The following is a 26989-nucleotide window of genomic DNA, read 5'->3' as shown; positions in this document are numbered from 1 at the left end:
ATGGCGGCAAGCCGCCCGCGCCAGAACACCCTGCCTGACTCGCTGACCTTCACCGAACTCGGTGTGCCCGACCTGCTCAACCGTCAACTGGCCGCAGCCGGGGTGGAACGGCCGTTCCCGATTCAGGCCGCGACCCTGCCGGACGCGCTCGCCGGGCGCGACGTGCTCGGCCGGGGCCGTACCGGTTCGGGTAAGACCTATGCCTTCGTGCTGGCGGTGCTGACCCGCCTGACCGCGACCGCCACGTCCCGTCGGCCCAAGCGCCCCCGGGCGCTGATCCTCGCGCCGACTCGCGAGTTGGCCACGCAGATTGACAGCGTGATGGCGCCGCTGGCCCAGGCGCTGTCGCTTCGCACGATGGCGATCTTCGGCGGCGTCGCCGCCCGGCCCCAGATCGCCGGGCTTCAGGCCGGGGTCGATGTCCTGGTGGCCTGTCCGGGACGGTTGACCGACCACGTCGAGGCCGGACACGCGCACCTGGACGCCGTCGAGATCACGGTCCTCGACGAGGCCGACCACATGGCCGACCTTGGCTTCCTGCCCAGCGTCCGGCGGCTGTTGGAACGGACCCCGCGTGGTGGGCAGCGGCTGTTGTTCTCCGCGACCCTGGACTCCGGCGTCGACGTCCTGGTGCGGCGGTTCCTCACCAAGCCAGTCGTGCACAGCGTTGACTCGACTCTGTCGCCGGTCACCGCGATGACGCACCACGTGCTGCACGTCCACGCCGAGGACCGGTTCGCCGTGCTGGTCGAGCTGACCGCCACGCCGAGCCGAACCGTGGTGTTCACCCGCACCAAACGGGGTGCGAAGACCCTGACCCGACGGCTGGCCGCCGCCGGGGTCAGCGCGGTCGAGCTGCATGGCAACCTGGCCCAGGGCGCCCGCACCCGGAATCTGCGGGCATTCGCCGCCGGGGAGGCGCACACACTGGTCGCCACCGACATCGCCGCCCGGGGCATCCACATCGACGACGTGGCGCTGGTCGTACACGCCGATCCGCCGGTGGAGCACAAGGCGTACCTGCACCGCTCGGGCCGTACCGCTCGGGCCGGTGCGGACGGCACCGTCGTGACCCTGATGACCGACGCGCAGGTGGCCGAGGTGCGGGCACTGACCCGCAAGGCCGGCATCACCGCGACCACGAGCCGGCTGCGCCCGGGTGACGCGCTGCTTCACACGATCGCCCCGGGTGAACGGAGGTTTGTCCCCCAGCCCGTAGCAGCCTCCGGTGACTCACGGCAGGAGACACGGCCCGCCCATGGTGGTCGGGGGCAGCGTGGTGGCCGGGGGCAGCATGGCGGCAAACCGACGCCAAGCACCTCGACACGGTCCGCCCCGACCCGATCCGGGGCGGCGGCCTTCTCCACCCGGGCCCGTCCGGGTGCTCGCCGCGGTGGACGCTAGCCGCGGGGATCAGGCGTGCAGTTGCTGGATGTAGCAGAGCATCCGGGATTCGGTGCCGGCCTCGATGTTGGTGAAGCCGTGACGTTCGTAGAAGCGACGAGTGTCCGCGTCGACCTCGTCGACGTTGATCTGAATCTCCCCGCCATCGTGCTCGCGAACCAGGTGGATCGCCGTTCGTAGCAGGGCGATACCGATGCCCTGGTCCCGTCGGGCAGGTCGGACGTACAGCTCCTCGAGCTGGGCCAGCGGGCCGTCGTAGTACACCGTGGGCCGCAGGGTCAGAAAGGCGAAGCCGGTCGGGTCCCGGTCGCTGCCGGCTACCAGGACGATCACGTCGTCACGTTCGAGTAGCCGCGTGAACCGGTTGCCCAGCTGCGTCGCCTCCGGCCCCGAGGTCTCAAATTCGGTGTTGAAGTCGAACAGCATGCGACCGACGGCCTCGGCGTGGGCGGCGGTGGCGCGGAAGACTACCGGCGAGTTCACGGTGCCAGTATCGAGCGTACGCGTCGTCGGAAGAAGACGGTCAACTCACTCGTTCGCGTTCGGGGTGGGGGTGTCGCCGGCTTGGGCGGTGGGATGGGGCCCGAGCTGGCTGATGTCGTACCCGCTGGGGTAGGTCTTGGTCGTGATGCCATCGGCGAACAGTGGGATCGCTGGCGGTCGCCCGAGCCATCGCTGCGTGTACGCGCGGGCGCGTAGGGCCAGGTGCAGTCCGACGCGCGCCGGCCAGGGTGGGGTCGCGACCCGGGTCGCGGCGCGTAGGGGCGGGTCGTAGATGGCACTGACCAGTGCGTTGCCCAGTGGGGCGAGAGCGACGGGTAGCCGGTTCAGCATCAGCATCCGGGTGGCTCGCTCGATCGTGGCCGCATCGTCGTTGGGGCGCAGCTGGACCTGGTCGTACTCGTCGAACCAGGCCTCGACCGCCTCGTAGGAGTCGGGAATGTCCGTGATTCCCATCCGGCGGCCCAACTCCAGGTAGAACCGCCAGGTCGCGCGTCGCTCGTGACAACAGGGTTGGCGCCAGCCATAGCGTTCCAGCCAGCGGGTGGGGACCACGATCAGGCAGGCGAGGACGTAGCGGTAGTGGTCGTTGCTGATGCGGTGGGAGCGGTGGATCTGGTTGATCCGGCGGAGCGCGTCGCGCCCGCGGGTCTGCTCGAAGCCGTTGAGCACGATTTCGTACATCAGCAGACCGGTGTCGTCGATCCGCTGCTGGGTGCGCTCGGTCAGCTCGCCGGTGGCGGTGTGGACCGCGGCGATCTCCGGGATCGAGAACGATCGGTTGAAGGCGAGGTTGAGTCCGAGCTTCATGTCCCACGGGAACTCGTACCGCAGCATGGTCTGGTAGATCGCCAGGTGGTCCTCGTCGGGGTTGAGCGAGCGGATCCGGTGCAGGTGAATGAGGCGGTCTCTCACTGGCGCGGGTCTCCAACGGCTTGGGACGGGGCGGCAGCAGCGAAACCTTCGGTGGCATCGAGGGTCGCGGCCACCACCGGGGACTGGTGGTACGCGGTCGTGACGCGGGCGAGCCAGGTGATCTCACCGGCGTAGCCGTCGGCCGATCGGTGCGGGCCCTCGGCCGGTTGCGGGTAGGCGGCGGTGACACCGGCTCGGTGCGCTCGCAGCCCGAACGCCAGCTGGGCGGCCTCGATGGTGGCGAGCCGGTCGTCGTCGGCAAGGCCTGCCTGCTCGGCCAGGGTTTCGGCGGTCTGGGTGACCCGGGCGTCCAGGAAGGGGCGCAGCGCCAGCCGCCCGTCGCGGATCTCCGCCACGCGACGGGCCAGCGCGTAGTCGATGTCGCGCACGGCGACGAGGGGGCGGCGGAGTTCTGGATCCAGCTCAAGCTCGGGCAGTGCAGCGGTGAGGTCGTGCCACAGCGGTCGGAGCCGGCGGTAGGCGCGCAGGTCATCCCAGCGTCGGGTGAGAGGCATCAGCGGACCCCAGGCGGGTATGGTCAGGCCGATCATCATGAGTAGTGCGCTGACGGTGACCAGGACCGCGGTGATTTCGCGTTCGCCGCTTGGCTGTAGCCCACTCCAGTAGGCGACCAAGTAGACGATCTTGTTTGTGCTGTAGAGCATGGCGACCGTGGCGCCGGTGGCGGTGATCCGCAGGCCACGCCGGAGCCAGGGCCGGCCACAGATGCGGGCGAACTTCCAGCACAGCCGGGAGATGTCGATGCAGTAGGCGAAGAAGCCCACCGTTACGAGAATCAGCAGATATGCCGATACCGCCGGATCGGTGGCGTACTCAACGGTCAACTGAACCGGCTGGTCGTAGCCGAGGGTGTGGGCATACAGGGCGACCATGACGAGGTACGCACCTGCCGTGATCCACACCCAACGTCGGGTCCGGGCAGCCGCCTGCGCGGCGGGCAGCGCGAGGTACAGCAGCATGTGCTCGGCGGCCGCGGCGATGGTCATGGCGCAGCCGTGGGCGAGCACCCTGGCGAGATTCGGTAGCCCCAGGCTGGCCTCAATGCTGGCAGCGAGTGGTGGGATGGCCAGGGTGGCGCCGACGCCGAAGGTGCCGAGCGAGACGCAGAGCGCACGACGCGCCGGCGTGGGGTGTCGTCGCAGCAGCCGTAGGGTGTACACGAAGGTCGCCCAGCCAGCGCCGGCGCAGAGGCAGTAGAGCAGGGTATCCATCGGCCGCTACCGGCCGGGGTGTTCCAGCGACTGCCGTAGCCGGTCGTACAGGGCGGCCTCAGGACCGTCTCCTGGGGTGTCCTGCCCGGAGCCCGAACTGTCGCGGAGCCGGCGTAGCAGGAGAGACCCGATCATCTCTGCCTCCCGCTCCTCCTCGGCGGCGTAGTTGCTACGGCCGAGGAAGCGCTGCACGGTTTGGGGATCGAGGTCCGGTAGGAGCAGCTTGGAGGCATCAGGGTCCAGTACGGCGGCGGGCCGGTGCCCTGCGAGTAGGTGACCCAGCTCGTGTCCAATGATCAGCATTTGGTGGATCGGCGAGGTGTGCTGCTCATAGAAGATCGCGTCGAACGTGTCGGTCGGCACCCACATGCCGCACACGCTGTGCACCGGCAGGCTGATCGGAACCAGGTGGATTGGTCGTCCCCGGCGTTCCCCAAGGAGTCGGCACAGCTCCGGCAGGTCGAACGTCTCGGGCATGTCTAGCGCGGCGACCACTCGCTTGCAGCGCTTACGTAGGTGGCGCAGGGTCACGTCAGACTCTCCCCGGCCGTCTGCACACCCTGAACCGCAGGACAGGCATGGCTGTCAGTGGCCATTCTGGTGGCTGCCGCCGAGGGCTTGCAGGCGGGCAACCATCTGTTCCACCAACCGAGAGTCAGCCGAGGACAAGCCAGTGTCAGCCAGAACCTGCCGCAGCGCTACCTGCTTGACACCCATCCGTCGCAGCTCGCCGAGGAGTCGGATCTGCTCCTGGACCCGGTCGGCGGCGGCATCATCCACGAAGTAGCCAGAGTGGACGCCGAAGGCGCGGGCCAGGGCACGAACGTGTGAGGTGCGCGGATCACATGCCACACCCCGGCGTAGCTCCCCGACGTAGGCGGCGCTGATGGACACGCCAGTCTCCGCCTGCCGTCCGTTGATCTTGTCGGCGACTTCCTTGTTTGTGTACTTCCGCCCGGGCTCCTCGGACCTTCCAAGCTCCTCCTGCGAGGGGCGGATGGTGTCGAACAGGTACTCGAGGCGGGCGGCGAGCGTGTCGAGCGGCGGCAGTTCCTGCCGGCCTTGATGATCCGCAGCCACTGGTCCCTATCCTCCCCGTATCCGATCCCGAGCAGTGTCACACCGTCGGTGCCCGACACAACAGGTGTTGACACGTGACCGTTACGTGTACCGACAACGCCCCTCCTGCCGCGCGACACTCTGCTGGGGCGGTGTAGCGCACCACCGGAGCATCGGTGGGTTTGCGGACTATCGTGGGCTACCGGCCGCTCACGGCTTGTAGCCCACCCCGCAGAACTCGTCGACCTCGGGCCCGGCGGCGGTCTCGGCGTCGGGTCGCCACCGGGTCAGCGAGACGATGCCCGGCTCGACCAGCTCGAGGCCGCGGAAGAATCGGCCGATGCCATCGAGACTACGCACCACCATCGGGTCCGAGCCGCCCTCGTTCCAGATCCGGACCGCCTCGTCGGTCGCGGCGCCGTGGATGGCGTTGGTGGTGTGTGTCATGGCCAGGTAACTCCCCGACGGGAGAGCCGCAACCAGGTGGTCGACAACTCCGTATGCCTCGTCGTCGTCGGCCAGGAAGATCACAATGCCGAGCATGGTGACGGCGATCGGCTTGCTGAAGTCGAGGGTCTCGGCCGCCGCGGCCAGGATCTTGTCCGGTTGCCGAAGGTCGGCGTCGATGTAGTCGGTCGCACCCTTGGGGTGGCTGGTCAACAGCGCCCGCGCGTGCACCAGAACCAGCGGATCGTTGTCGGCGTAGACGATGCGCGACTCGGGGGCGATCGACTGAGCCACCTCGTGGGTGTTGTTGGCAGTCGGCAGGCCGGTGCCGATATCCAGGAACTGGCGAACGCCGGTTTCCTTTGCCAGATGGGTGACCGCGCGTGCCAGGAAGGCTCGCTGGCTACGGGCCAGTTCGATGATGTGTGGGTAGGCGGCGATGGTGTGGTCGCCGACCTCGCGGTCCACCGCGAAATTGTCCTTACCGCCCAGCCAGTAGTTCCAGATTCGGGCGGGGTGGGCGATCGTAGTGTCAATCTTCGAGGAGAGTGACCCGTTCGGTTTGGCGGCTGATTGCGTGGATTCCGAAGGGGCCTTTGTCACGGGGAAAGCTCTTCTCGACTCGCGGCGGGTGACGTCTCGCACACCCTAACAGGGGCACCGAAACCGGCTACTGACAGTCCTCTATAGAGCTGAGCTGGGAGGAGTTCACCCCTCGTGCCACAGGTGAAGTCTCGCCACGTCGGGTGAAGCCGGCTCGCTGGTTCTGCCGCCGGTCCGCTGGGTCGGGTGTCGGCACCCCCGCCCCGCCGACACGCCGGATGGACCTATACTGACAATGATTTTCATTAAGAGTTGAGAGGACTGTGATGGCAACGTCTCCGCTCGCACCCACCGACCCCGGCGCTCCGGTGACCGACACCCGCCCGTCCCTGACCGTGCTCAGCGGCTTCTGGCCGTCCGCGACGTACGCCGTTGCCCGTACGCTGCTGGTGGCGGATCCGACCCTGCTGTTGGTCCAGCACGATCTCGCCGACCTAAGCGCCGGCACCGTGCGGCGGGTCGTGCGCGACAGCGCGGGCGTACTCGAGGACGAGCGGATCACGCTCGCACACGGATGTGTCTCCTGCACGCTGCGAGAAGACGTGCTGCCCACCCTCGCCCGACTGGCCCGCGCGCAGCCCAACCGCGACCTGTTGCTGATGCTGCCCGAGGTGGTCGAGCCCGAGGCGGTCGCCGCCGTCTGCGCGCACTGCCTCATTGACGGCGCCCCGATTACCGATCTGATCCAGATCGACTCCTATGCCACCGTCGTTGATGCCGAACACCTGCTCGACGGCATGGTCAGCGCCGATGACCTCAAGCACCTCGGCATCGCCGCGGCGGACAACGACGACCGGGCGCTGGCCGACGTCATCGTCCGGCAGATCGAGTACGCCGACACCCTCGTCCTCTGGGGCCAGTCCCGCGACGGCGCGTACGACACCAGTCGCCTGTCGGTGCTGCTCGAGCGGATGGCGCCCTGGGCGATGCAGGTCCCCGTCGACGGTGACCTTCTCGACGCCACCGAACTGAGCCGTCAACTGCGCGGTACCCCCCGGCACCGGCCCGAAACCCCCGGCGTTCTCACCCGTGGCCTTGAGGGATACATCCTCGGTGTGCACGAGCCGCACCCGGACTGTGGCGTCGTCTCGGTCGTCTTTCGTTCCCGGCGGCCGTTTCACCCTCGGCGCCTACACGATGCTTTCGAGGACATCAACGACGACGTTGTGCGCTCTCGCGGGCACCTCTGGCTCGCCAGCCAACCCGACACGGTGATTGCCTGGAACTTCGCCGGCGGTGGGCTCAGCCTCGGCTCTCTCGGTCACTGGCTGGTCGCCCTTCCCGACTCCGGCTGGGAGGATGTGTCCGACCACCGCCGGCTCGCCGCCGCACTCGACTGGGACCCCTACTACGGCGATCGCCACCAGCACCTGGTCTTCATCGGTCTGGATCTCGACCCCGTCTCGCTGTGCCACACCCTCACCAGGTGCCTGCTCACCGATGACGAACTCGCCGACGGCAGCGACACCTGGCGGCACTACGACGACCCGTTGACCGGGTGCTTCCCCGTCGTCGATATCTTCCCCACCGAAGGAGAAGCCGCATGAGTCGGGCCAAACCACTCCGCTGCAACCGCTGACCCCCGGCCGTCGACTCCTGTCGGAGAAGCCCTTCATCCAGGACGCGGGGGAACGGATGGCGTAGTGTGTGATGGGGCCTCATCGCGGGGCTGCGGGAATCTGAAGGAGGAGGTGGCGTTTTCATGCATGTGACTGCTGAGAACCGCCACGCTTCGTGCACCTGAGCGACATCAGGTGACGATCGGTTCACCCGATCGGATCTCACTCCTTCACCCAGAGGGTTCCTCAGTTGTCTCTTCCCCACCGGGGTTCATCGGCGACCCCACAGTCATTTCCGTCTCTCGCCGCCCTGGGCTGGTCACACCGATGGCAGGCAGCGCTCGCCGCGTACGGTGCCGGCTGTCCCGGGCGGGTCGTCCGCCACGACGGTTCAGCCGTCCTGATCAGCACAGAAGGTGGCACCCGCCACTTCCCCGTACGGTCCTCGGCGCCCGCGCTCGCGGTCGGTGACTGGGTCGTCGTCGACGACGGTCGTGTCCTCGACCTGCTGCCACGGGCTTCACTGCTCCGCCGTCGCGACCCCTCCACCGGAGGAGGTCAACTCATCGCCGCTAACGTGGACGTGGTGGGCATTGTCTGTGGTCTGGACCGGCCGGTCGTCCACGGCCGGCTGCAACGCTTCACCTCGCTCGCCTGGGACGCCGGAGCGTCACCGTTGGTGATCCTCTCCAAAGCTGACCTCGTGAACTCCACCGCCAACATCGAAAACAGTCTGCTCCAGCAGCATCCGGGCGTCGACATCGTCTCCGTCGCGGCGACGACAGCCACCGGGGTATTCGACCTCCTCGGCCGGTGCGCGAAGCGCACACTGGTGCTCGTCGGTGAATCCGGGGCAGGAAAGTCGACGCTCCTGAACGCCCTCGCCGGTCGGGAACTGGGCGCCACCGGAAAGGTTCGCCGCTCGGACGCGAAGGGCCGGCACACCACCACTGCCCGGCAGCTCTTCGCACTGGAGGGCGACTGCTGTCTGATCGACACCCCCGGCATGCGTGAGGTCGGCGTCCACGCCGACGTTGCCACCGTTGATGCGGGGTTCGACGACATCGCGGAGTTGGCGGTCGGCTGTCGATTCAGCGACTGCGGCCATGCCAACGAGCCCGGCTGTGAGGTGCTGGCGGCGGTCGCCGACGGGAGACTGAGCGAGCAGCGAGTGCGAGCCTGGAATCAGCTGTGCCGGGAGGCCGCGTGGGCAGAGCTCCGCGCGGACCCCGCGGCCCAGCGCCGTGCCGGCCGGAGACTTGCCCGTGTCATCAAGGACGCCCAGCGTGCGAAGCGGCGCTGACCCGCCGGCCTCACCGCGGGTGGCGAAGCCGAGCCCGTTGCCCTGATGTACTCCTTCACCGCGGCTGCTGCGCAACGGGAGCGGGTGGCGGATCGTCCTGCATCTCGCACGGACCACCCCGCAGCGGTGGAGTTCTACCACGCTGCGATCGGTTCGCCGGAACCCTTCATCGAGTGGTTCCTCTCCGAACGTATCCATCGGGGGAGCTCTACCCGGTCGAGGGCGGGGACGGCGAGATCGCGGCGACCGGGGAATGCCGCGTCGACCCGCGCGCGAGGCCTGACGCCACTCTGCTCCACAGAGCCGGCAAACATCCCGGCCCAACGGGCAATCCATCGTGTCGGACTCCGAGGCCTCCACCGGGTCTTGCGAATCGCCACGATGCCCAGGCCGTAGACACAGGTACTGGGTCGCGTCGGACGGTCTGCCAGATGAACCGGTGGACCGTCCGGCGCAACGGTTGATCCAGGGGCGAGCTGCGCCTGACTACCGGTCCTACGTGGTCGAACCGGTAGTCCCACCGTCGGCTATTTCGCTGATCAACGTGGCGCAGAACGCCGGCAGATCACGGGGCCTGCGGCTGGTGATCAGCCCATTGTCGACGAAGACCTCCTGGTCCACCCAGGTAGCGCCTGCGTTGACCAAGTCGGTGCGCAAGCTCGGCCAAGAGGTGAGGGTGCGGCCCCGCACCACGTTCGCCTCGACCAACGTCCACGGACCGTGACAGATGGCAGCTACCGGCTTGCCGGATTCGACGAAGGTCCGTACGAAGCGCACCACGTTGGCGTCGGCCCGTAGGAAGTCCGGGTTGGCCACCCCACCGGGCAGAACCAGGGCGTCATAGTCGACGGGGTCCGCATCGGCGACGGCGCGGTCTACCTCGTACGTCGTGGACGTGTCCAGATGGTTGACCGACCGAATCGGCTCCTTGCCCAACGAGATCAGTTCGGCGGTACCGCCGGCGGCCTCCACAGCTGCGCGCGGCTTGGTGTACTCCACCTCTTCTACGCCGTCAGTCGCGAGAATCGCTACACGCTTGCCGTCGAGCTTTGCCGCCATCGCCTTTCCCCCTCCGGGTGCTGCCGGCCGAATCGAGGCGGGACAGGGTCCCCGCGGCGGTGTTTCCCGCTCCCTGGATCAGCAAACCACCGGCGGGCAGATCATGCCGGTGAACACGGAACCTATTAGCATCGACGGTGTGGCCGGCCCGATCGTCGTCACGCCCCGCGCACTGTGGGGGCAGCCGACGGTATCCGTGGGCGGAGTCACAGTTTCCCGGTCGGGCAGGCGTCAGTACACGTTACCGGCAGTGGACGGTGGTGCAGTCAAAGCCACGGTACGCACCACGTTTACCGACCCCTACCCAACTGCCGAGGTCAACGGCGTACAGCATCGAACCGGACCCTCGCTACCGGTCATTTTGCGAGTCCTGACCCCGCTGCCGATCCTGTTGATCACAATTGGTAGTTAAGGCGCTGACCATGCTTGGCGTCAGTGCCGCCGCGGTCCTTGTCTGGTTTGTCGTCGCTTTGGGATTTAGCGAAGCGATCAGCTCGAGTTGAGGATACTCCCCGGCCGAGGCGTTGTCGGAGGTCTAACGGCTCGGCCGGCATCTGCGTGCGGGCTTCCCCGCCAGTAGTATTGCTGATCCCGTGTGCGGCTCAGCTGGCGTGGGGGTTCTGCATCAGTGCGACCATCGCACCCGCGGGGTCCTTGATCAGCGCGAATCCGCCCGGACCGGTGCCGTTGGGCTGCCGTACGACCTCGCCGCCCTTTTCGGTCACCCGCGCTAGGCTTGCGGAGAGGTCGCTGACCGCGATGTAGGTGATCCACTGCGGCGGCAGGTCGGCGTTGCTGCTCTTGGCGTGGCAGATGCCGGCGACCGGGTTGCCGTCCTGCGCGAGCATCATGTAGTCGTCGTAGTCGCCCATGCTCAGCGGCTCCGGCTTCCAGCCGACCACGTCCGCATAGAAGTCGCGGACACCGTCGGCGTTCTGGACGGTCAGGTCGAAGCCCGCGATTGTGCCTGCCTTGTCTTGGCTCATCGTGTGTTCGTTCCCTTCGAGTTCAAGTCCCTACCGTGCCCATTGGAGCGACGTAGTCATTATTCGGAGCCTATCAATTAGGAAACACCAAGAAAAGGATCGGGGCGACACCGCCTGCTCCGCGGTCTTCTCCGCGTCGGGGACCGGAAGTACGCCAGCCGCGCCGCGTGCCCTTCGTGAGGGTGCTGCTCCGCGCCGGCGAAGACTCTCACCACAGGGTGACCACCGGAGTTCAGCGTCACGTATGGCACGTCCTCGAGTGGTGCGGCTTTCCATCCTGAAAAACGGTCGGCGCCGCTGGATGTATGGGTTGTCCGTCGTATCGGCGAGGACGCGTGAGTGGCGATGGCCAGGCTGGTTCAGCGGTGCAGGGACTCAGGAACTGGCGATGGCCGCGGAAGCAACGGAGAAGAGTGCGGCGGTGAGAAGGATCAGTCCGGTTGGCGCGCCGACGACTGCGCTTACCGACAGCTTTCGAGACCGGGCGACCGGTGTCGCGGCGACCGAGACGACCGTGATGAGAGTGGCGACGATGTAGATCATCGGATAGTCGATCAGAGCAGCGACCGGGAAGAGGTGAGCGCCGACGACGAAGGCGACCCACATCGAGATCAGGTCCTGTCGGCCGCGGCGACTGAGTAGGATCGATCCGAGCGTGGCGGCTCCAAACTCGATGGCGACCACGACCCCGAACGCGCGGCTGGTGCTCTCGTCGAAGGCGGTGTCAGTGTGCCAGAGCCGCCACGTGAGTAGACCACCGGCGATGGCGGTGAGGAGGCTGGCCACCGAGCCGGCGGCGAGGAGCCCACGCCATTTGCCAGGAGGTGCCTCCTGAGCCCAGCCGAACCAGCTCGAAGCGAAGAATCCGAAGATCACGGCAGTTACCGCAGGGTCCCGCACGTGTTCGGCAATCATGTCGCCTCCCTGCCCGATGAGGACAAGCTACGGCAGTTCGGGGTACTCCTCCAGCGTCCGGTGACCGACAAAGGCGCCGGACAGTTCCTCCGGCTGTCTCTGCGGCAACCGGTGCAGACCGAAGTCCACTCCTTCAGCTGTATTTGCGTAGCACGGCTTTGGTGTCGCGGATCCAGTCCGGGATGTCGGTGCCGAAGTGGGCGAGCATGCTGAGCTGTTCGCGGAGGTTGAGCAGGTCCATGCGGTCGCGCCAGCCGGGTTGGGGTGAGGCGGCTTCCTCGTAGGCGGCGAAGAAGGACTCGGGCGGGCGGTCGACGCTGTAGATCATGCTGAGGTCGGCCTCGGCCCAGTTCCAGTGGACCGCGGGGTCGATGAGGACGGGGGTGCCCTGGTCGGTGGCGATGAGGTTGTTGGGCCAGAGGTCGCCGTGGGTGAGCACGGCGGGGGCGGGTGGGACCAGTTCGGGTAGTCGCTCGCAGATGCGTTCCAGGCGGGTCAGATCGATGATGTCCAGGACCTGCTGGACCTTCGGCTCGGTCGCGTAGCGCAGGAGCCGGTGGGTGGCGAAGAACTCGTGGCCGTTGCTGGTCTGCATGTTGTGCTGGGGTAGCAGGCCGAGCCAGTTGTCCTCGGGCCAGCCGAAGGCGCTGCCCTGGACAGAGTGGAGGCGGGCGATGCTACGGCCGGTTTCTTCCCAGTACCGGTCGGTGTTGGGTCGGGGCGCCAGAGCGGCGAGGACGAGGTACTGCTCGGTCACCTCGTAGACCTCGGGGGTGTGAACGCCCCCGAGATCGCTGAGGGTGCGCAGCCCCGCGGCTTCCAGGGCGAACATGCCGGGCGGGCTGTGTGGGGGCGCCGGGGTCCGTTTGACCACGGCCGGCCTCCCATCGGCGAGCCGGACTCGCTGCACGTGGTGGGCGGCCCCGCCGGAGAGGGTTTCCCAGCCGGTGGCACCGTCCAGTACCGAGGTGCCCGCCCCAGCAGGGGTGTCGGTCCCTCTCGCCTGACGTCCCGAACTCACCATTGACCCTCCCTCGTACACCCGCATGCAGGATGCAACATCCAGCACGCTAGCTAGCTGCCGGCGGCAGGATTCTCGGCAGTACGGGGTCCCGAGCAGGCCGTGGGGGCGCCGTCGATCTCGATGTAGTCGGCCTCGGGTAGCCGTTTGTGGAATTCGCGGGCGGTGGCGTCGATGGGCAGGATGTTGTCGGCGGTGCCGTGCAGGATCAGGCTGGGTACGTCGATCTTGGGGATGTCGGTGCGGAAGTCGGTGATCCAGGTGGGAACGGCGGCGCTGGAGGCGTACCAGGATGCTCCGGCGGCGATGTTCCAGCTGTTGCGTAGTGCTTCTTCGGACAGGCGGGTGCCGAGGGTGTCGTCAGTGTTGTAGAAGTCGCGGTAGAAGTCGGTGAAGTAGGCGTAGCGGTCGGCGGTGACCGCGGTGGAGATGCCGTCGAAGACGTCCTCGGGTACTCCGGTGGGGTTGTCGTCGGTCTGGAGCAGGAACGGTTGCAGTGAGGCGAGGAACGCGGCCTTGGCGACGCGGGCGGAGCCGTAGTGGGACAGGTACCGGGCGACTTCGCCGCTGCCCATGGAGAAGCCGACCAGTACCACGTCGGTGAGGTCGAGGGTTTCCAGGACGGTGTTCAGGTCGGCGGCGAAGGTGTCGTAGTCGTAGCCGACGGTGGGTTGGCTGGACTGGCCGAACCCTCGCCGGTCGTAGGTGATCACCCGGTAGCCGGCCTGAAGGAGGGCGGTTAGAACGAGCGTTCTCACAATCCTGGGGAGTACGTTAGAGAACCAGCGTTTCCGGTGCCAGTCGACGCCGTATGACTGTCGCCACATCGACCGGCACAGGAGGACACCATGCCCACTACCAGCCGAAACCGGACTCAACAGGTCGAGCAGATCCGCGAGCACGTCCTGGGTACGGCCGACCGGCTCTACTACCACCGCGGTATCCACGCCGTGGGTATGGACGTCCTCCGCGACGAGTCCGGTGTCTCCCTCAGGCGCCTCTACCAGCTGTTCCCCTCCAAGGAGACCCTCGTCGAAGCCGTCCTGCACCGCCGTCGTCAGATCTGGAACACCTGGGTCGACGACGCTGTCGCCGCCGGAGGGGGCACGCCCCGCGGACAACTCCTGGCCATCTACGACATGCTCGCCCGCTGGTCCACCGAAGACGGCTTCCGAGGCTGCATCTTCGTCAACGCTTTCAGCGAACTCGGCGGCACCACACCCCACATCGCCGCCCTCGTCCGCGACCAGAAAGTCCAGTTTCAGCAACGCTTGGCCGGCATCGTCGCCGCCACGGGCGCACCCGCAGCCCTCGCCGACCAACTCGCCGTCCTCGCCGAAGGGGCACAAACCACCGCCGCCATCACCGGCACCCCCGACCCCATCCAGCATGCCCGCACCGCCGCCACCACCCTCATCGACACCGCCCTAGCTGTCGGCAAGCCCGGCAAGAAAGCGTGACCAGGCCACGCACGGCCACGCCAAGCCTTAACCCCACCCACGGCACCACACGCACACGGCGCCGCCCTCCCCGCCGCAGCGGGCGGTACCACCGAGGTCGACCCGGCGCGTTCGCCCGGGAATTCCCCGGGCTGAGTCGGACAACAGGCGCGCCAGATCCGGGAACGCGCCAACCCACCAGACGTGCCACCTTCGGGCGTTGAGAGCCGCGTGCCCGGTTGATGCCCATTTAGGGTGTGGTGGGGGCGTGGTGGTGGTGGAATCTCGGCGGGCGTCGGGGCGTTACACCCTGCGTACGGCCGAGGAAGCGCCCCGCTCCGGCGGGTGTCGCCCGTGCGTGTGCCCCGGGAATGATGGGGGCCGGCCGGTCGTTACATCTGGACCCGGCGTCGTGTGAGCCCGTCCAGGGTCGCGGTCGTCTGAGGATCTTCTTCCGTTTGTTCTGTTGAGCGCCGGACGGTGCTTGCACCCCGCTCCCGACCCCCTTTTCGGGATGTGTGTGGGTGTCGACCCCCGAATGGAGCACACCTGATGAACACGATTCTGCGTCGTAGCGTCCTGGGTATCGCTGGTCTGGCCCTGTCCACCGGTGTCGTCGCCGGTCCCCTGGCCACCTACACCGACAGCACCCCGGCCTCGGCTTCGGCCGCGGCGGTGCAGGTCGCGAAGCCGGACCTGGACACCCTGATCCCGCACGGCACCCAGGGCGAGCAGTCACGGATCACTCTCGGTGATGAGCAGACCGGGAACGTGAAGGCCATCATCGAGGCCACGAAGGCCGCCGGGATGGACGAGCGGGCCGCCGTCGTGGCGATCGCGACCAGCTTGCAGGAGTCGAAGCTGGAGAACCTGGGTCACCTGGGTGACCGCAACGACCACGACTCGCAGGGCCTGTTCCAGCAGCGCCCGTCCTCCGGCTGGGGCACGGTCGAGCAGATCACCGACCCCGCCTACTCCACCACCGCGTTCCTCAACGGGCTCAAGCAGGTTGAGGGTTGGCAGGAGATGCCGTTGACCGAGGCCGCGCAGACGGTACAGGTGTCGGCGTACCCGTTCCACTACGCCCAGTGGGAGACCCAGGCCGCCGACCTCGTGGCCGAACACTGGACCAGCTGACCCAGCACACCACCACATATCTGACCCGCAAAGGGGAACACGTTGTTGGCCGGCACCCGGTTCGGGTGCCGGCCAACAGCCATGTCTGGCGTCCGGCCGCGACTGGGGGTCCGGCCGCAACTGCTCCAGTCCACCGCGTCCCCGCGTCCACGCAGGTCCGAGGCCCGCAAACTCCGGTAATTAACCTACGTCGATAGATTGGGCGGTGGCGGAGCCGGTCACTCCGCGCCGAGCGCCTCCACCACTGGTGAGGCCAGCGCGCGGCGGGCAGGTTGTAGGGAGGCGGCCAGTGCGGCGAGCACTGCCACCGCGACGACCAGGCCGAGCCGCCCCCACGGCAGAACCAGGGTGAAGTGACCACCGAGCCGGGCCACCACGGCCATTGCGCTGGCGGCCACCCCAGTGCCGAGCGCGATGCCGAGCAGGGTGCCGACCTGCGCGGTGAGCGCCGCCTCGACCGCGAGCACCGCCCGCATCCCGCCCCGGGTCAGGCCCACCGCCCGCAGCACGGCGTTCTCCCGGGTGCGTTCGACCACCGACAGGCTGAGCGTGTTGGCCACGCCCACTAGTGCGATCACCACGGCCAGACCAAGCAGCGCGGTGACGAAGACCAGTACGACATCCACGGTCCTGGTGAGCATCCTCTTGTGGGCGTCCCGGTCCGCCAGGTTGACCGTCGGGTAGTTCGCCAGCACCGACTCGATGGCCGCCCGGGCGGCGGCCGGGGAGACGCCGGCAGCGGGATCCACCTCGGCAAGGTAGCCCCGCTCGGTCGGGAAGAGGCGGGCGAAGTCGGCGGCGGCGACGTCGACCACGTGTCCGGCCAAGACCGGACTGCCGGCCATGGTGGAGTCCTTGTCGGTGACCACCGCCGCGACTCGGAACGGTCGTCCGGCCAGGGTGGCCGTCGAGCCGACCGTCCAGCCCCTGGCTGCGGCCAGCTCGCGGTGCACCAGCACAGATCCCGGGCCCAGGCCGGCAGGATCCCCGGCGTCCACGGCAGTCAGCGTCCGGTGGACCAGCGCTGGGTGGGCGGCCCGCAGCTCGACCCCGTCGACGACGTGGCTGCGGTGCTCGTGCACCACGCCCAGCTCCGGACGGGCGGCCAGTTCCCCGGCCAGTGGCGGGGGCAGTTCGCCGCCGACCCCGTGGACCACGAAGTCGACCCCGACCCGCGCGTCCACCGCGCGTTCGATTCCGACCTTGGCGCTGGCGGCGCCAACGACAAACGCCGACACCAGGCTGATCCCGATCACCATGGCGGTGGTGGTGGCGGCGATCCGGCGGGGGTTGCGCACGGCGTTCGCCACCGCCAGCCCGGCGGTGGCCCCGAACAGTCGGCGGGCCGGCCAGCTGAGCAGCCGGATCAGGGCCGGCACCAGCACCGGGCCGAGTAACACGATGCCCAGGAAGGCCAGCACCCCGCCTACGGCCACCTGCGGAACCAGACCGGTCTCACCGGTGCCGGCCAGCGCGGCCACTCCGGCGGCGCCGACCAGCGCCCCTGCGGCCAGCTGGACCCGGCCGGCCCGCCGGGCGGGCTGCACGGCCGCGTCGGTGAGCGCGGCCACCGGGGCGACCCGGGTGCCCTGCCAGGCGGGCAGCGCGGCGGCCACCACCGTCAGCAGAGTGCCGAGACCGAGGCAGAGCAGCACCGTACGGGCGGTGACGATAATTCCGTCGGCGACCGGCGCATCCTCCGTCACTGCCGACAGCAACGCGCCGAGCCCCGCAGCCAACCCGACTCCGGCCAGCACACCCGCTGCCGAGGCCAGCAGCCCGGTCAACGCCGCCTCCGCCAGGGCGGCCCGGAAGACCTGGCCTCGGGTGGCCCCGACCAGCCGCAGCAGGGCGGTTCGCCGGGTCCGCTGGGCGAGCACGATGGCGAAGGTGTTGGCGATCACGAACCCGGCCACCACCACCGCCACCGCGGCGAAGGCCATCAGGAGCAACTCGAACTGCCGCAGGCTGCGGACGGCGCGCGCGACGTCGTCGTCGAGGATCGCCTGCCGGTCCTTGACCGTCACGCCCGGTCCGGCGGCCGTGCGGATCCGGTCGGCCAGCGCCTGGCGGTCCGCGCCGGGCCGGGTGGCCACCATGATCCGGTCGTACCCGCGCTCCCCGGTCACGGCGAGGGCGTCCGCGCCGGCCAGCCCGACGTAGGGACCACCGACGTCCCGCGTCGTGCCGGCCACGTCGACGGTGCCGACCAGTGTGAACGGGCGGGAAGGGCCGGCGGACCCGCCGATCCGCACCGGGGCGCCGAGGGTGAAACCCTGGTCGGCGACGGTGGCGTCGTCGAGCACCACCTCACCCGGCTGCCGGGGCAGCCGCCCCGCCACCACGTCGTAGGACTGCAGGGCCGGGTCGGTGGGGATGGCAGCCAGCACGGTGAAACCGAGCACCGGCCGCCCTTCGGAGCCGACCACCCCGGCGGTCCCGGTCAGTTCCCCGTCGGCGGCGGCCACCCCGTCGACCGTGCGTACCCGCTCGACCACGCTCGGCGCCAGCGGCTTCGTCCCGGCGTAAGCGGCCAGGTCCGTGTGCTGGTCGAAGGCGCCAGCACGGGCGTACGCCCCGGCCCGCATGCCGTCGGTGAAGATCAGGGTGCCGGCGACGAAGGCGACCCCGAGGACGACCGCCAGCGAGGAGAGCAGCAGCCGCCGCCCGTCGGCGCGGACCTCGCGCAGGGCCAGACGCAGCATGCCGCTCACCGCTGCACGGACGGCGCGCCGGCGCCGGCCGGGTCGAGGCGGGTGAGCGCGTCGAGGACCCGCGCGGCGGTCGGCGTACGCAGTTCGTCGGCCAGCCGGCCGTCGGCGAGGAAGACCACCCGGTCGGCGTGTGCGGCGGCCACCGGGTCGTGGGTCACCATGACCACGGTCTGGCCGAGGGTGTCGACCGCGTTGCGGAGCAGCCGCAGCACCTCCGCGCCGGAGCGGGAGTCGAGGTTGCCGGTGGGCTCGTCGGCGAAGATCACCCAAGGGCGGGTGACCAGTGCCCGGGCCACGGCGACCCGCTGCTGCTGGCCCCCGGACAGCTCGGCGGGGCGGTGCCCGAGGCGGTCGGTCAGGCCGACCGCGGTCACCACCTGCTGTAGCCAGTCCGGATCGGGCCGCCGGCCGGCGATCGCCTGCGGCAGCACGATGTTCTCCTCGGCGGTGAGGGTGGGCAGCAGGTTGAACTTCTGGAAGACGAAGCCGATCCGGTCCCGCCGGAGCAGGGTCAGCCGGCGGTCATCGAGCCGGGCGAGGTCGGCGTCGCCGATCCGCACGGTGCCGGAGGTGGGCCGGTCGAGGCCGGCGAGGCAGTGCAGCAGGGTGGACTTGCCGGAGCCGGAGGGGCCCATGATGGCGGTGAACCGGCCTGCGGCGAGGTCGAGGTCGACGCTGTCGAGGGCGACGACCCGGGACTGGCCGGAGCCGTACTCCTTACGCAGCGCTTGGGCGGTGACCGTGACGCCGGTGGTCGTGGGTGCGACGGACACGTGGTGCTCCCGGTGTGGAGACGTTCGTCGGACGCCTCCGACGCTATGCGCGTCACCGCCCTGTCGATCTCCACCTGCATGCTCGATCCTGGTACGCCCCGGGTCGCCCCCGCCGGGTGGACCCGTACGACTCAGGTCGTACGCCGGCTCATCCGCCGGGCGTGACCAGTCCGCTCTCGTACGCCAGCACCACGGCCTGGACCCGGTCACGGAGCTGCAACTTGGCCAGGATCTTCCCGACGTGGGTCTTGACGGTCGCCTCTGCCACGTGCACCCGGGCGGCGATCTCGGCGTTGGACAAGCCTTGGGCGACCAGCAGCAGCACCTCGCGTTCCCGCTCGGTGAGCTGGGCGAGCCGCGGGTCCTCGGCCGGGCTGGGGCCGAGTTGGCCGGCGAACTGGTCGAGCAGCCGCCGGGTGATCGACGGGGCCACCACCGAGTCGCCCTCGGCGACCACCCGGATCGCGGCCAGCAGCTCCTCCGGCGGCACGTTCTTCAGCAGGAAGCCGCTGGCCCCCGCTCGCAGCGCGGCGAACGCGTCCGCCTCGGTGTCGAATGTGGTGAGCACCAGTACCCGGGGCCGGCGGTCGGCGGGCCGGGCGACGATCCGCCGGGTCGCCTCCACCCCGTCCATGGTGGGCATCCGAGGTCCATCACCACCACGTCGGCCCCGACCCGGTCCAGCACGCGCAGCGCGTCCGCGCCGTCGATCGCCTCGCCGACCACCTGAAGATCGGGCTGCGAGTCGAGCACCATGCGGAAGCCGGCCCGCACCAGCGCCTGGTCGTCGACGATCATCACCCGGACGGCCACGTCACCACCTCAGTTCGCGGCTGCGGGGCTCGCAGGCCCGGCTCGCTCCTCGCGCTCACGTCACCACCTCAGTTCGCGGCTGCGGGGCTCGCAGGCCCGGCTCGCTCCTCGCGCTCACGTCACCACCTCAGTTCGCGGCTGCGGGGCTCGCAGGCCCGGCTCGCTCCTCGCGCTCACGTCAGAACCTCCTCCGCGCCGGGTGCCGACGGTAGCGGCAGCCGCGCCTCGACCCGCCATCCACCGGCGGATGTGGGGCCGGCGGTGAGGCTCCCGTCGTACACTCCCACCCGCTCGCGCATGCCGACCAGGCCGTGCCCGCCCGACGGCGCCGGACGGACCACCGGCCGGCCGTGCCCGTCGTCCACGGCCCGGACCACGACTGCGGCCGGGGACCAGTCGACAACCAGCTCGACGGACGCGCCTACCCCGGCGTGCTTGAGCGCGTTGGTCAGCGACTCCTGCACCACCCGGTAAACGGTCAGCTCCAGACCCGGTGGCAGGGACGTCGGCTCGCCCGACGCGGCGCAGGTGACCGCCAAACCGGCAGCGCGGAAGCGGTCCAGCAGGTCGGGTAGCCCGACCAGTGCCGGCCGGTGGTGCGCCGGCTCGGCGGAGAGAACGCCGTCGGGCCCGGCCGCGTCCGCCGGCTCCGGCCGGCTCGGCTCCCGCAGGACGTTAACCAGCCGGCGCATCTCCTCCAGCGCCTGCCGCCCGGTGTCCGCCACCACCTTGGCCGCCTCTCGGGCGATGGCTGGGTCCCGGTCGATGGTGAACCGCACCCCGTCCGCCTGCACGATCATCACGGCCATGGTGTGCGCGACCACGTCGTGTAGCTCCCGGGCGATCCGGGTGCGCTCCTCGGCCACTGCGGCCCGGGCCTCAGCCTCCCGCTCCCGTTCCAGCGTCGTGGCCCGTTCCTCCAGGCTCAGCACGTACAGCCGGCGGGTCCGCACGTTCAACCCGACCAGCCAGACCGTCCCGGTGACCGACCCGAGCCAGAGCGCGCTCGACCACCAAGGCGCCGGTCGCACCTGGAGAGTGGCCAGCACCACACCGACGGCAGCGACCAGCCCGGCGACGATGCCGTAGCGGAGCCGGTCGGCGTACTTGACCACGCTGTAGAGGGCAATCAACACCCCGACGTCGTAGGGCAGCGGCCCCCAGCCGACCACCACCTGCACCAGCGCGAGCGCGGCCACCGCCGCCGCTACGGACGACGGGTGGGTCCGCCGAAACAACAGGGCCAGCGCCATCATGATCCCGACCAAGGTGGCCTTCCAGCCACCCGGCGCCATCGCGATCCAGGTGACCGCCAACAGCGCCACCAACCCGGAGACGGCGACGTCGAAGGCGACGCTGCGCAGCGGGCGGCCGAGGATCACGCGGTCCACGATCATTCAGGGTACGGGGTATCCGGCACTTCGATACCTACCCGCAGATCCGCGACGAACTGCCCTTTAGCGGAACGAGATGGAGCGGCGGGGGCCTGACCAGGCGATCCCCGGCTATGACGACCGTCCGACAGTCGTCCGCCCCGGCCGTCTCCCAGAGACGCGGACAGGGCTTGCCCAAGGTGGGTGGGAACCCCGCGATGGGCTGTTGTCTCACGTCATGCGCCAGGAACGGCCACGGACACGTCGGTGACCTCCATGTCACGGGGCGACATGAGCGCCGCCAGCACGGTCCGGGCCACGCTGCGCGGCTGAATGTACGTGTGCGCCACGTACTGGGCACCCTCCTGTCGACGTATGGCCTGCTGCATCTCGGTGGCTGTCCTGCCGGGGTAGACGCTCGTCACGCGAATCCCGTGCGGGCCCTCCTCCGCGCGCAACGCCTGCGCGAGCGCGCGGGCCGCGTGTTTGCTCGCGGAATATGCGCCCCACCCGGGGCTGGTGCGTAGGCCCTGACCGGAGTTGACGAAGATCACCTGGCCGCGAGCAGCCCGGAGCGCAGGCAACAGACAACGGGTGAGCTCAGCCGGGCCTGCCACGTTGACTTTGTACTGCTGCATCCAACTTTCGGCCTCAGAGTCGGCGATGGCGCCCAGCTGGGCCAGACCCGCGCTGTGCACGAGGCCATCGATGGGGCTGTCTCCGGCGGCCAGGGCGGATCCGCGAGCGGCGATGCCCGCCACGTCCAGCAAATCGAGAACAAGGGTCTCGCATCCACCCAATCGCCCGGCCGCTGCGTCGAGACGCCCGCGGTGGCTACCCACCAAGACCAGTTGATGCCCTTCCTCATGCAGCAGTTCCGCGACGGCTCCGCCGATGCCGCCGGTGGCCCCGGTAACTACATATCTGCTCATCAGGACTCCGTCAGCCGAAGAAGTGGACGCGGTCGATGAGGCCGGTCCGCACCCGGTATGCCACCAGCACACGGATAGGCTCATCGGCCAGCCCGTGCGCCATCTCATGGTCGATCACCCAGTCACCTTCCGTCATTCGGGCCGTAATCTCCGCGCGGCATCGTCCTTTGGCGAATTGATCGGCGTACGCGTCACGGAGGGCTTCCCGACCGGTGATCTGCGATCCGTCGCGCCGGTCGATCCTCACGTCGGGCGCGTAGGTGTTGACAAAGGCTTCGAGGTTATGGGTGTTGTAGGCGTCAAGCTGACGTTCGACGATCGTGCTGGGCTCGTTCATATTGATTACCGTTTCCGTTGCTGCGTCTGTTCTTCCTCACGGACGCGCGAGATGCTTCCAGAGGAAGTCCGCCAACAACCCAGGTGGCCTTGGTTAGGCCCAGGGGAACGCCGGGACATCGGGTGTTCGGGTGGGTGGTCGCGGAGGAAGTACCGAGAGCAGGCCCGGCCGGTGCCAACGGCGTCCATGATCGTAACCGGCATCGGCCGGCCAGGCATCTCCCGCTCCGCCTGGACGACACTGATGCCGGCGAACACATCGAGCAGGACCGTGGCCGAGGTCCTGTCCTCGCACCACACCCCACAATCTCGCCAGCGGCGACCTACAGGGTCAGGCCCGGCACGAGCAGGCGTCCCCCACCGTGCCGTCCCTGTGTCACGATAAGGTCCGCGACGCTTAGGGCAGGTGCTGCCCCGGATGGTTCGACCATGCCAACTCCTCAGAGGACGTCTGATTCACGTATTTTGTGTGTGTTGGGGTTGTAGGGGTTCTCGCCAGGTTGGGGTGGTTTCGGTGGTGAGGCGTTTGGCGAGGTTGTCGATCATGGCGATGGTGATCATGCTGGCGGAGTTGTCGGGTCGTGCTTCGTAGTCGCGGACGAGTCGGCGGTGGTGCATGAGCCAGCCGATGGTGCGTTCGACGACCCATCGCCGTTTGACCACGCTGAAGCCTTTGGCCTGGGGGTCTTTGGTGACGGTCTCGACGTCGACGCCGAGTGCGGCGCCGTGTTCGACGACGCGGTTTTTGAAGCCGGCGTCGACCCAGGTTTTGGTGAGGGTGGGGTGGGTGGTGGTGGCCTGGTTGAGCAGGTTGATGCCGATGGTGTTGTCGCTGGCGCTTGCGGCGGTGACGGTGACGGCGAGGAGGAGGCCGAGGGTGTCGGTGAGGATGCCGCGTTTGCGGCCGACGACTTTCTTTCCGGCGTCGGTGCCCTGTGTGGATAGTGGGACGTTGGTGGAGGTCTTCACGCTCTGGCTGTCCATGATGGATGCGGTGGGTTCGGTGGTGCGGCCGTGGTGGTCGCGGACGAGGCCGGTGAGCTGGTAGTTGAGTTCGGTGAAGATGCCTTCTTTGCTCCAGGCGGCGAAGTAGCCGTAGACGGTGCGGTAGGGCGGGAAGTCGTGGGGTAGGTAGCGCCAGGCGATGCCGGTGCGGTTGATGTAGAGGATGGCGTTGAAGATGTCGCGCAGGTCGTGGGTGGGGGTACGTCCGCTGACGCCGGCGTCGGTGCGGGCTTGCCGCCAGGCGGTTAGGCGGGGTGCGATCAGGGCCCAGCGGGCGTCGGACAGGTCGGACGGGTAGGGGCGCCGTTCGGTCATGAAGCAGGCGTACGGTGTCGGGGCCTCGACCTGGCGGACGTCATGTCCGTCAGTGCGGGATGAAAGTGAACCAGACACGATCCCGGGGCGATATGCGTTGAAACCGGGTAGGCCTATGTCCACCGATATGTTTTCTTTCTAGGTCGGGTCGGGCATTTCGCGCTACCGAGGTCGAGGCGCGAATCGGCCATTACCGGCCCGAAGATGAAGCAAACGTCCAGTCAGAGCGTGTCCGGCTGCGGGTGGTCAGGACGTTGGCGCCGGCTCGAGGAACTCCAGCCGGTTGCCGAGCTTGTCGAAGGCGTAGAAGCGCCGGTGGCCGGGGAAGTTGTCGTCCCAGATCACCTCGTGGCCGCCCTCAGTCAGTCGCTGGGCCAGTCCGTTCAGCGAGGTCACCTGGATGCCGGGGTGTGCCTTGCGGGCCGGCCGGAAATCTTCCTCCACGCCCAGGTGCACCTCGAGGCCCCCGCCGCGGAACCAGCAGCCACCGCGGGCAGCCAGCACAGGCGGCTTCTCAAGCTCGGTCATGCCCAGCACGTCGCCCCAGAACTGACGGCACAGGTCCTCCGCACCAGCCGGGATGGCGAGCTGAACGTGGTGCAGTCCGTCGAACGAGAAAGTGCTCATAACGTGTCCTTCCGTTTCGGTTGCACCGTAAGCGGTGCGGTCATCGGTTTCTTGCCGTCCCGCGGTGACGGGCCGGCTCAGGTGGTGCCCGCCGCTGCGGGCTCCGCCGGGGGCGCCGAGGCCGAATGCAGCAGCTCCGTCCCAGTGAGCAGGAGCAGGGCGACCATCAAGGCGGCGACTGCCCGGCTACTGCTGTGGCCTGACCGCTCAGTGCGAACGTCAGGCACGCCGCCGCGAGCAACACGGCCGAGACCATGGTGGCCCGGGCAGTCGACGCCAGCGTGGTCACGTGCCGGGTGAGGCGCACCTGACCGAGCACCGTAACGATGGTGTTCGTGGCAACCAGGATGATGATCATCTATATAGGAGCGCTGGTGTGGTTGGCTACCCACAACGGCAGCACCATGATGAGGATCACGTCGTGCAGGAAGAGCACCCCGTTCGCGGCGGTCACCAGAACGAACGGCCGATTGCGCATCGGTGCCACCACGGGAGGCGCGGGAGCTCCGCCCTCGGCCGCCACAGTGACCGACAACCGCACCGAGGGCAGCAGGCACCGGAGCCCGAAGGTCAGGACGAAGCTGAGTGCGTTGCCGATGAACAGCCACCGGAACGCGGTGACCGAACCGGTGGCCAGGGCGATTCCTGCCAGCGAGAAGCCCACCGTGAACCCGACGTTGCGGAGCGCGTGGATGAATCCCATAGTCCGGTTGCGTTCGGCACCGACGATGAGGCGCCCCACGAGTGTCTGGTTGAGTGGTTGGCCCGCCCGGTCCATGACGAAAAGGAGCGACGCGACCACGACAAACAGCGTGAAGCCGTGTACCCCGAGATCGGCTAGGTAGCCGGCCGCCGGCCGGAGACAGTTCGCCAGCAGCACGTTCCGGGGTCCGTACCGGTCCGCGAACCGTCCGATCGGCACGGTCATGGCGAACCCGACCGTCCCCGCGATCGCCATGCCGACGCCGAGCTGCGTCGGGGTCAGACCGCCTCATGCTGCCTTCTCCCGGCGTTGGGCCGCGCGTCGTAGTCCGGACCGGCCTCCACCAGGCAGACGGACCGGTCGGGATCCTCGCTCAACCGGCTCGCCAGCACGCAGCCCGCCACCCCGTCCCGAGGATGACGATGTCGTAGCCGGTGGCAGCCGACGTGCCCGTCACCTCCACTCCCGGGTGCCGTCACCAGCGGCGGCTCGACCCGCGGTCGGGTCCAGTTCCGCCGCACGGGCGAGCAGCGCGCCCCGGTCGATGGAATCGACGCTCATCGCCGCCACGGTGCAGGCGTAGGCCCCGGAGATCGCGCCGTACAGGGCGCACCGCCGCGCCGGCTCCCCTGCGAGCCAGCCGAGTAGGAAGCCTGCGGCGAAGGCGTCGCCCGCACCGTTGGAGTCCACCACCTGCGCCGTCGGATCGACCGCCGGAACATGGCTGAACTCGCCGTCGACCAGTAGGTACGCCCCCTCGGCTCCGGCGGTGGCGACGACCGTGCGGGCCCGGCCGCGTTCGACGATGCGCCGCATCGTCTGCTCGGGGTCGGCCAGTGCGGCCGACGACACGAAGACGAGGTCGGCCGCGTAGGCGAAGTCCTCGTGGTAGGGCTCCTTGCCGTCCCAGTTGTGCAGGTCCGTGGAGATGGTCACGCCCGCCGCGCGCAGCATGGGGAGGGCGAAGGCGCACGGATAGGTGATCGAGACGTGGGCGTGCCGGCTCGCCGCGGCGAAGGCGGTGACCATCTCCACGGGGAGCCGGTCCCCCGCCTCGGATCGGCTGCTGTCGTACAGGGACAGCCGCCGTCCGTCGGGGGCGACGAGGTTGACCGCACGGCGGGTACCGGCCCGCAGCGGAACGACGGTGAGTGGAATGCCCCGCTCGGCGTGCAGGGCGCGGACCAAGTCGCCCTCGTGGTCGTCGCCGATCATGTCGATGTGGTGGGTACGCAGGCCCAGGGCGTGGACCGCCACCGCCACGAAGTCGCCGGTCTGCCCCGCGCGGGTCGTGATCGTCGGCACCATGTAGCTGTCGGCGAACGGAAGGGGCAGCTGCGGTGCGTAGACGATGGTGTCCACGCCGGCGCCGCCCAGGACAAGGACGTCGATCTCAGTGCTCACAGGTGCTCCTCAGGGGAAGTGGTGCGGGGCTGGTGTAGATGGCGGCGACGTTCCACCCATGGTCCAGGTGGACGGGGAGCGTTTGGGACCAGGTCAGCGCTTCGCCGCTGACCTTGTCGACGAGATCGACGGAGCGCGTGGAGAACCCGAGGTCGCCGGGGTGAGGACGAGCATGCCCCGGCGCGGGACGTCGGGGTCGAGGCTCGTGTCGCATGGGTGGCCCGGCTGGCGGCACACCGGCCCAGCGTGGTGGAACACAGCACCGATCAAGGTCGGAAACAGTCGAAATCCCGCCCAGCAACTCGTGACCAGCGCAACGGTTAAACATGCGATGCTATTGACGGAGATGACATCGCTCATTTACTGTCATGATCGCCGAAATCTTACACGGGGGGTGTCGTACCTGCCTGATCT

27 protein-coding genes and 4 pseudogenes are annotated in these 26989 nt (G+C 68.8%); 7 read left to right on the top strand and 24 right to left on the bottom strand.

Going from position 1 to position 26989, the window contains the following annotated elements:
• Positions 1 to 1404, top strand: a complete 1404-nt coding sequence (locus STROP_RS21185; protein WP_012015394.1) for a DEAD/DEAH box helicase — start codon at positions 1 to 3, stop codon at positions 1402 to 1404.
• A gap of 9 nt (positions 1405 to 1413) precedes the next feature.
• Here the strand turns inward: STROP_RS21185 and STROP_RS21180 are convergent, their stop codons facing one another.
• The 6 genes from STROP_RS21180 to STROP_RS21155 all read right to left on the bottom strand — a co-directional run bounded on the left by STROP_RS21180 (position 1414) and on the right by STROP_RS21155 (position 6161).
• Positions 1414 to 1830, bottom strand: coding sequence for a GNAT family N-acetyltransferase (locus STROP_RS21180; protein ID WP_187151636.1), 417 nt, complete (start codon positions 1828 to 1830; stop codon positions 1414 to 1416).
• 102 nt (positions 1831 to 1932) lie between these two features.
• Entirely contained in the window at positions 1933 to 2820 is an 888-nt protein-coding gene (locus STROP_RS21175) for an oxygenase MpaB family protein (RefSeq protein ID WP_012015392.1), read from the bottom strand.
• Positions 2817 to 4052 carry an MAB_1171c family putative transporter gene (locus tag STROP_RS21170; RefSeq protein ID WP_012015391.1) on the bottom strand — a complete coding sequence of 412 codons (1236 nt, stop codon included), beginning with the start codon at positions 4050 to 4052 and terminating at the stop codon, positions 2817 to 2819. The genes STROP_RS21175 and STROP_RS21170 overlap by 4 nt, the downstream gene beginning before the upstream one ends.
• Positions 4053 to 4058: 6 nt before the next feature.
• Complete coding sequence (locus STROP_RS21165) at positions 4059 to 4583, bottom strand: ImmA/IrrE family metallo-endopeptidase (RefSeq protein WP_012015390.1); 525 nt, start codon at positions 4581 to 4583, stop codon at positions 4059 to 4061.
• Between the two features lie 54 nt (positions 4584 to 4637).
• Complete coding sequence (locus STROP_RS21160) at positions 4638 to 5132, bottom strand: hypothetical protein (RefSeq protein ID WP_012015389.1); 495 nt, start codon at positions 5130 to 5132, stop codon at positions 4638 to 4640.
• 189 nt (positions 5133 to 5321) lie between these two features.
• Positions 5322 to 6161 (bottom strand): SAM-dependent methyltransferase, encoded by an 840-nt coding sequence (locus tag STROP_RS21155; RefSeq protein WP_043535523.1) that lies wholly within the window; start codon positions 6159 to 6161, stop codon positions 5322 to 5324.
• A 266-nt stretch (positions 6162 to 6427) separates the two neighbouring features.
• Here STROP_RS21155 and STROP_RS21150 point away from each other — a divergent pair, with 266 nt between their 5' ends.
• Positions 6428 to 7708 carry a CobW family GTP-binding protein gene (locus STROP_RS21150; RefSeq protein WP_012015387.1) on the top strand — a complete coding sequence of 427 codons (1281 nt, stop codon included), beginning with the start codon at positions 6428 to 6430 and terminating at the stop codon, positions 7706 to 7708.
• A gap of 322 nt (positions 7709 to 8030) precedes the next feature.
• Positions 8031 to 9023, top strand: a complete 993-nt coding sequence (gene rsgA / locus STROP_RS21145; protein WP_028564874.1) for a ribosome small subunit-dependent GTPase A — start codon at positions 8031 to 8033, stop codon at positions 9021 to 9023.
• Between the two features lie 495 nt (positions 9024 to 9518).
• Here the strand turns inward: rsgA and STROP_RS21140 are convergent, their stop codons facing one another.
• Entirely contained in the window at positions 9519 to 10082 is a 564-nt protein-coding gene (locus STROP_RS21140) for a type 1 glutamine amidotransferase domain-containing protein (RefSeq protein ID WP_012015385.1), read from the bottom strand.
• A 109-nt stretch (positions 10083 to 10191) separates the two neighbouring features.
• On the opposite strand from STROP_RS21140, the pseudogene STROP_RS25910 reads away from it, so the two are divergent.
• Positions 10192 to 10585, top strand: a pseudogene (locus tag STROP_RS25910) (hypothetical protein).
• 99 nt (positions 10586 to 10684) lie between these two features.
• Here STROP_RS25910 and STROP_RS21130 read toward each other — a convergent pair.
• The 5 genes and pseudogenes from STROP_RS21130 to STROP_RS21115 form a co-directional block, all read right to left on the bottom strand.
• Positions 10685 to 11068 (bottom strand): VOC family protein, encoded by a 384-nt coding sequence (locus tag STROP_RS21130; RefSeq protein WP_012015384.1) that lies wholly within the window; start codon positions 11066 to 11068, stop codon positions 10685 to 10687.
• 105 nt (positions 11069 to 11173) lie between these two features.
• A pseudogene (locus tag STROP_RS24360) lies at positions 11174 to 11337 on the bottom strand (VOC family protein); the annotation flags it as partial.
• A 106-nt stretch (positions 11338 to 11443) separates the two neighbouring features.
• Positions 11444 to 11983, bottom strand: a complete 540-nt coding sequence (locus tag STROP_RS21125; RefSeq protein ID WP_012015383.1) for a hypothetical protein — start codon at positions 11981 to 11983, stop codon at positions 11444 to 11446.
• Between the two features lie 133 nt (positions 11984 to 12116).
• Positions 12117 to 13007 carry a fructosamine kinase family protein gene (locus STROP_RS21120; protein WP_012015382.1) on the bottom strand — a complete coding sequence of 297 codons (891 nt, stop codon included), beginning with the start codon at positions 13005 to 13007 and terminating at the stop codon, positions 12117 to 12119.
• A gap of 50 nt (positions 13008 to 13057) precedes the next feature.
• Positions 13058 to 13831, bottom strand: a complete 774-nt coding sequence (locus STROP_RS21115) for an alpha/beta fold hydrolase (RefSeq protein ID WP_012015381.1) — start codon at positions 13829 to 13831, stop codon at positions 13058 to 13060.
• A 21-nt stretch (positions 13832 to 13852) separates the two neighbouring features.
• On the opposite strand from STROP_RS21115, the gene STROP_RS21110 reads away from it, so the two are divergent.
• Both STROP_RS21110 and STROP_RS21105 read left to right on the top strand, forming a co-directional pair.
• Positions 13853 to 14464: a TetR/AcrR family transcriptional regulator gene (locus tag STROP_RS21110; protein WP_043535522.1), complete on the top strand. Its 612-nt coding sequence runs from the start codon at positions 13853 to 13855 to the stop codon at positions 14462 to 14464.
• 531 nt (positions 14465 to 14995) lie between these two features.
• On the top strand, positions 14996 to 15580 hold the full coding sequence (locus STROP_RS21105; RefSeq protein ID WP_012015379.1) for a hypothetical protein: 585 nt from the start codon (positions 14996 to 14998) through the stop codon (positions 15578 to 15580).
• Between the two features lie 218 nt (positions 15581 to 15798).
• Here STROP_RS21105 and STROP_RS21100 read toward each other — a convergent pair whose 3' ends face one another.
• On the bottom strand, positions 15799 to 18285 hold the full coding sequence (locus tag STROP_RS21100; protein ID WP_012015378.1) for an FtsX-like permease family protein: 2487 nt from the start codon (positions 18283 to 18285) through the stop codon (positions 15799 to 15801).
• Between the two features lie 5 nt (positions 18286 to 18290).
• The gene (locus STROP_RS21095; protein ID WP_012015377.1) at positions 18291 to 19067 is read right to left on the bottom strand and encodes an ABC transporter ATP-binding protein; all 777 of its coding nucleotides are present in this window, start codon (positions 19065 to 19067) and stop codon (positions 18291 to 18293) included.
• 12 nt (positions 19068 to 19079) lie between these two features.
• Here STROP_RS21095 and STROP_RS25280 point away from each other — a divergent pair, with 12 nt between their 5' ends.
• Complete coding sequence (locus tag STROP_RS25280; RefSeq protein ID WP_155244319.1) at positions 19080 to 19232, top strand: hypothetical protein; 153 nt, start codon at positions 19080 to 19082, stop codon at positions 19230 to 19232.
• Here STROP_RS25280 and STROP_RS21090 read toward each other — a convergent pair.
• The 10 genes and pseudogenes from STROP_RS21090 to STROP_RS21050 form a co-directional block, all read right to left on the bottom strand.
• Positions 19216 to 19880 (bottom strand): annotated as a pseudogene (locus STROP_RS21090) (response regulator). The gene STROP_RS25280 and the pseudogene STROP_RS21090 sit on opposite strands and share 17 nt — an antisense overlap.
• A gap of 173 nt (positions 19881 to 20053) precedes the next feature.
• On the bottom strand, positions 20054 to 21277 hold the full coding sequence (locus STROP_RS21085) for a sensor histidine kinase (RefSeq protein ID WP_012015376.1): 1224 nt from the start codon (positions 21275 to 21277) through the stop codon (positions 20054 to 20056).
• A 212-nt stretch (positions 21278 to 21489) separates the two neighbouring features.
• Positions 21490 to 22188, bottom strand: coding sequence for an SDR family oxidoreductase (locus STROP_RS21080; RefSeq protein ID WP_028570539.1), 699 nt, complete (start codon positions 22186 to 22188; stop codon positions 21490 to 21492).
• A gap of 7 nt (positions 22189 to 22195) precedes the next feature.
• Positions 22196 to 22522 carry a nuclear transport factor 2 family protein gene (locus STROP_RS21075; RefSeq protein WP_012015374.1) on the bottom strand — a complete coding sequence of 109 codons (327 nt, stop codon included), beginning with the start codon at positions 22520 to 22522 and terminating at the stop codon, positions 22196 to 22198.
• A 455-nt stretch (positions 22523 to 22977) separates the two neighbouring features.
• Complete coding sequence (locus STROP_RS21070) at positions 22978 to 23841, bottom strand: IS5 family transposase (RefSeq protein WP_012014157.1); 864 nt, start codon at positions 23839 to 23841, stop codon at positions 22978 to 22980.
• Positions 23842 to 24087: 246 nt separating this feature from the next.
• Positions 24088 to 24468 (bottom strand): VOC family protein, encoded by a 381-nt coding sequence (locus STROP_RS21065; protein ID WP_012015372.1) that lies wholly within the window; start codon positions 24466 to 24468, stop codon positions 24088 to 24090.
• Positions 24469 to 24634: 166 nt separating this feature from the next.
• Positions 24635 to 24826: a hypothetical protein gene (locus STROP_RS21060; RefSeq protein WP_018830701.1), complete on the bottom strand. Its 192-nt coding sequence runs from the start codon at positions 24824 to 24826 to the stop codon at positions 24635 to 24637.
• The gene (locus tag STROP_RS21055) at positions 24827 to 25453 is read right to left on the bottom strand and encodes an MFS transporter (RefSeq protein ID WP_274378098.1); all 627 of its coding nucleotides are present in this window, start codon (positions 25451 to 25453) and stop codon (positions 24827 to 24829) included.
• 47 nt (positions 25454 to 25500) lie between these two features.
• Positions 25501 to 25628 (bottom strand): annotated as a pseudogene (locus STROP_RS26400) (lycopene cyclase family protein); the annotation flags it as partial.
• Positions 25625 to 26575, bottom strand: coding sequence for an adenosine kinase (locus STROP_RS21050; protein ID WP_012015369.1), 951 nt, complete (start codon positions 26573 to 26575; stop codon positions 25625 to 25627). The gene STROP_RS21050 and the pseudogene STROP_RS26400, both read right to left, overlap by 4 nt.
• Between the last annotated feature and the right edge of the window lie 414 nt (positions 26576 to 26989).

Origin of the sequence: Salinispora tropica CNB-440 (assembly GCF_000016425.1) — a bacterium.
Taxonomy (GTDB): Bacteria; Actinomycetota; Actinomycetes; order Mycobacteriales; family Micromonosporaceae; genus Micromonospora; species Micromonospora tropica.
Note: the sequence above shows the minus strand (reverse complement) of the source record. Positions and strands in the feature narration are given on the sequence as shown.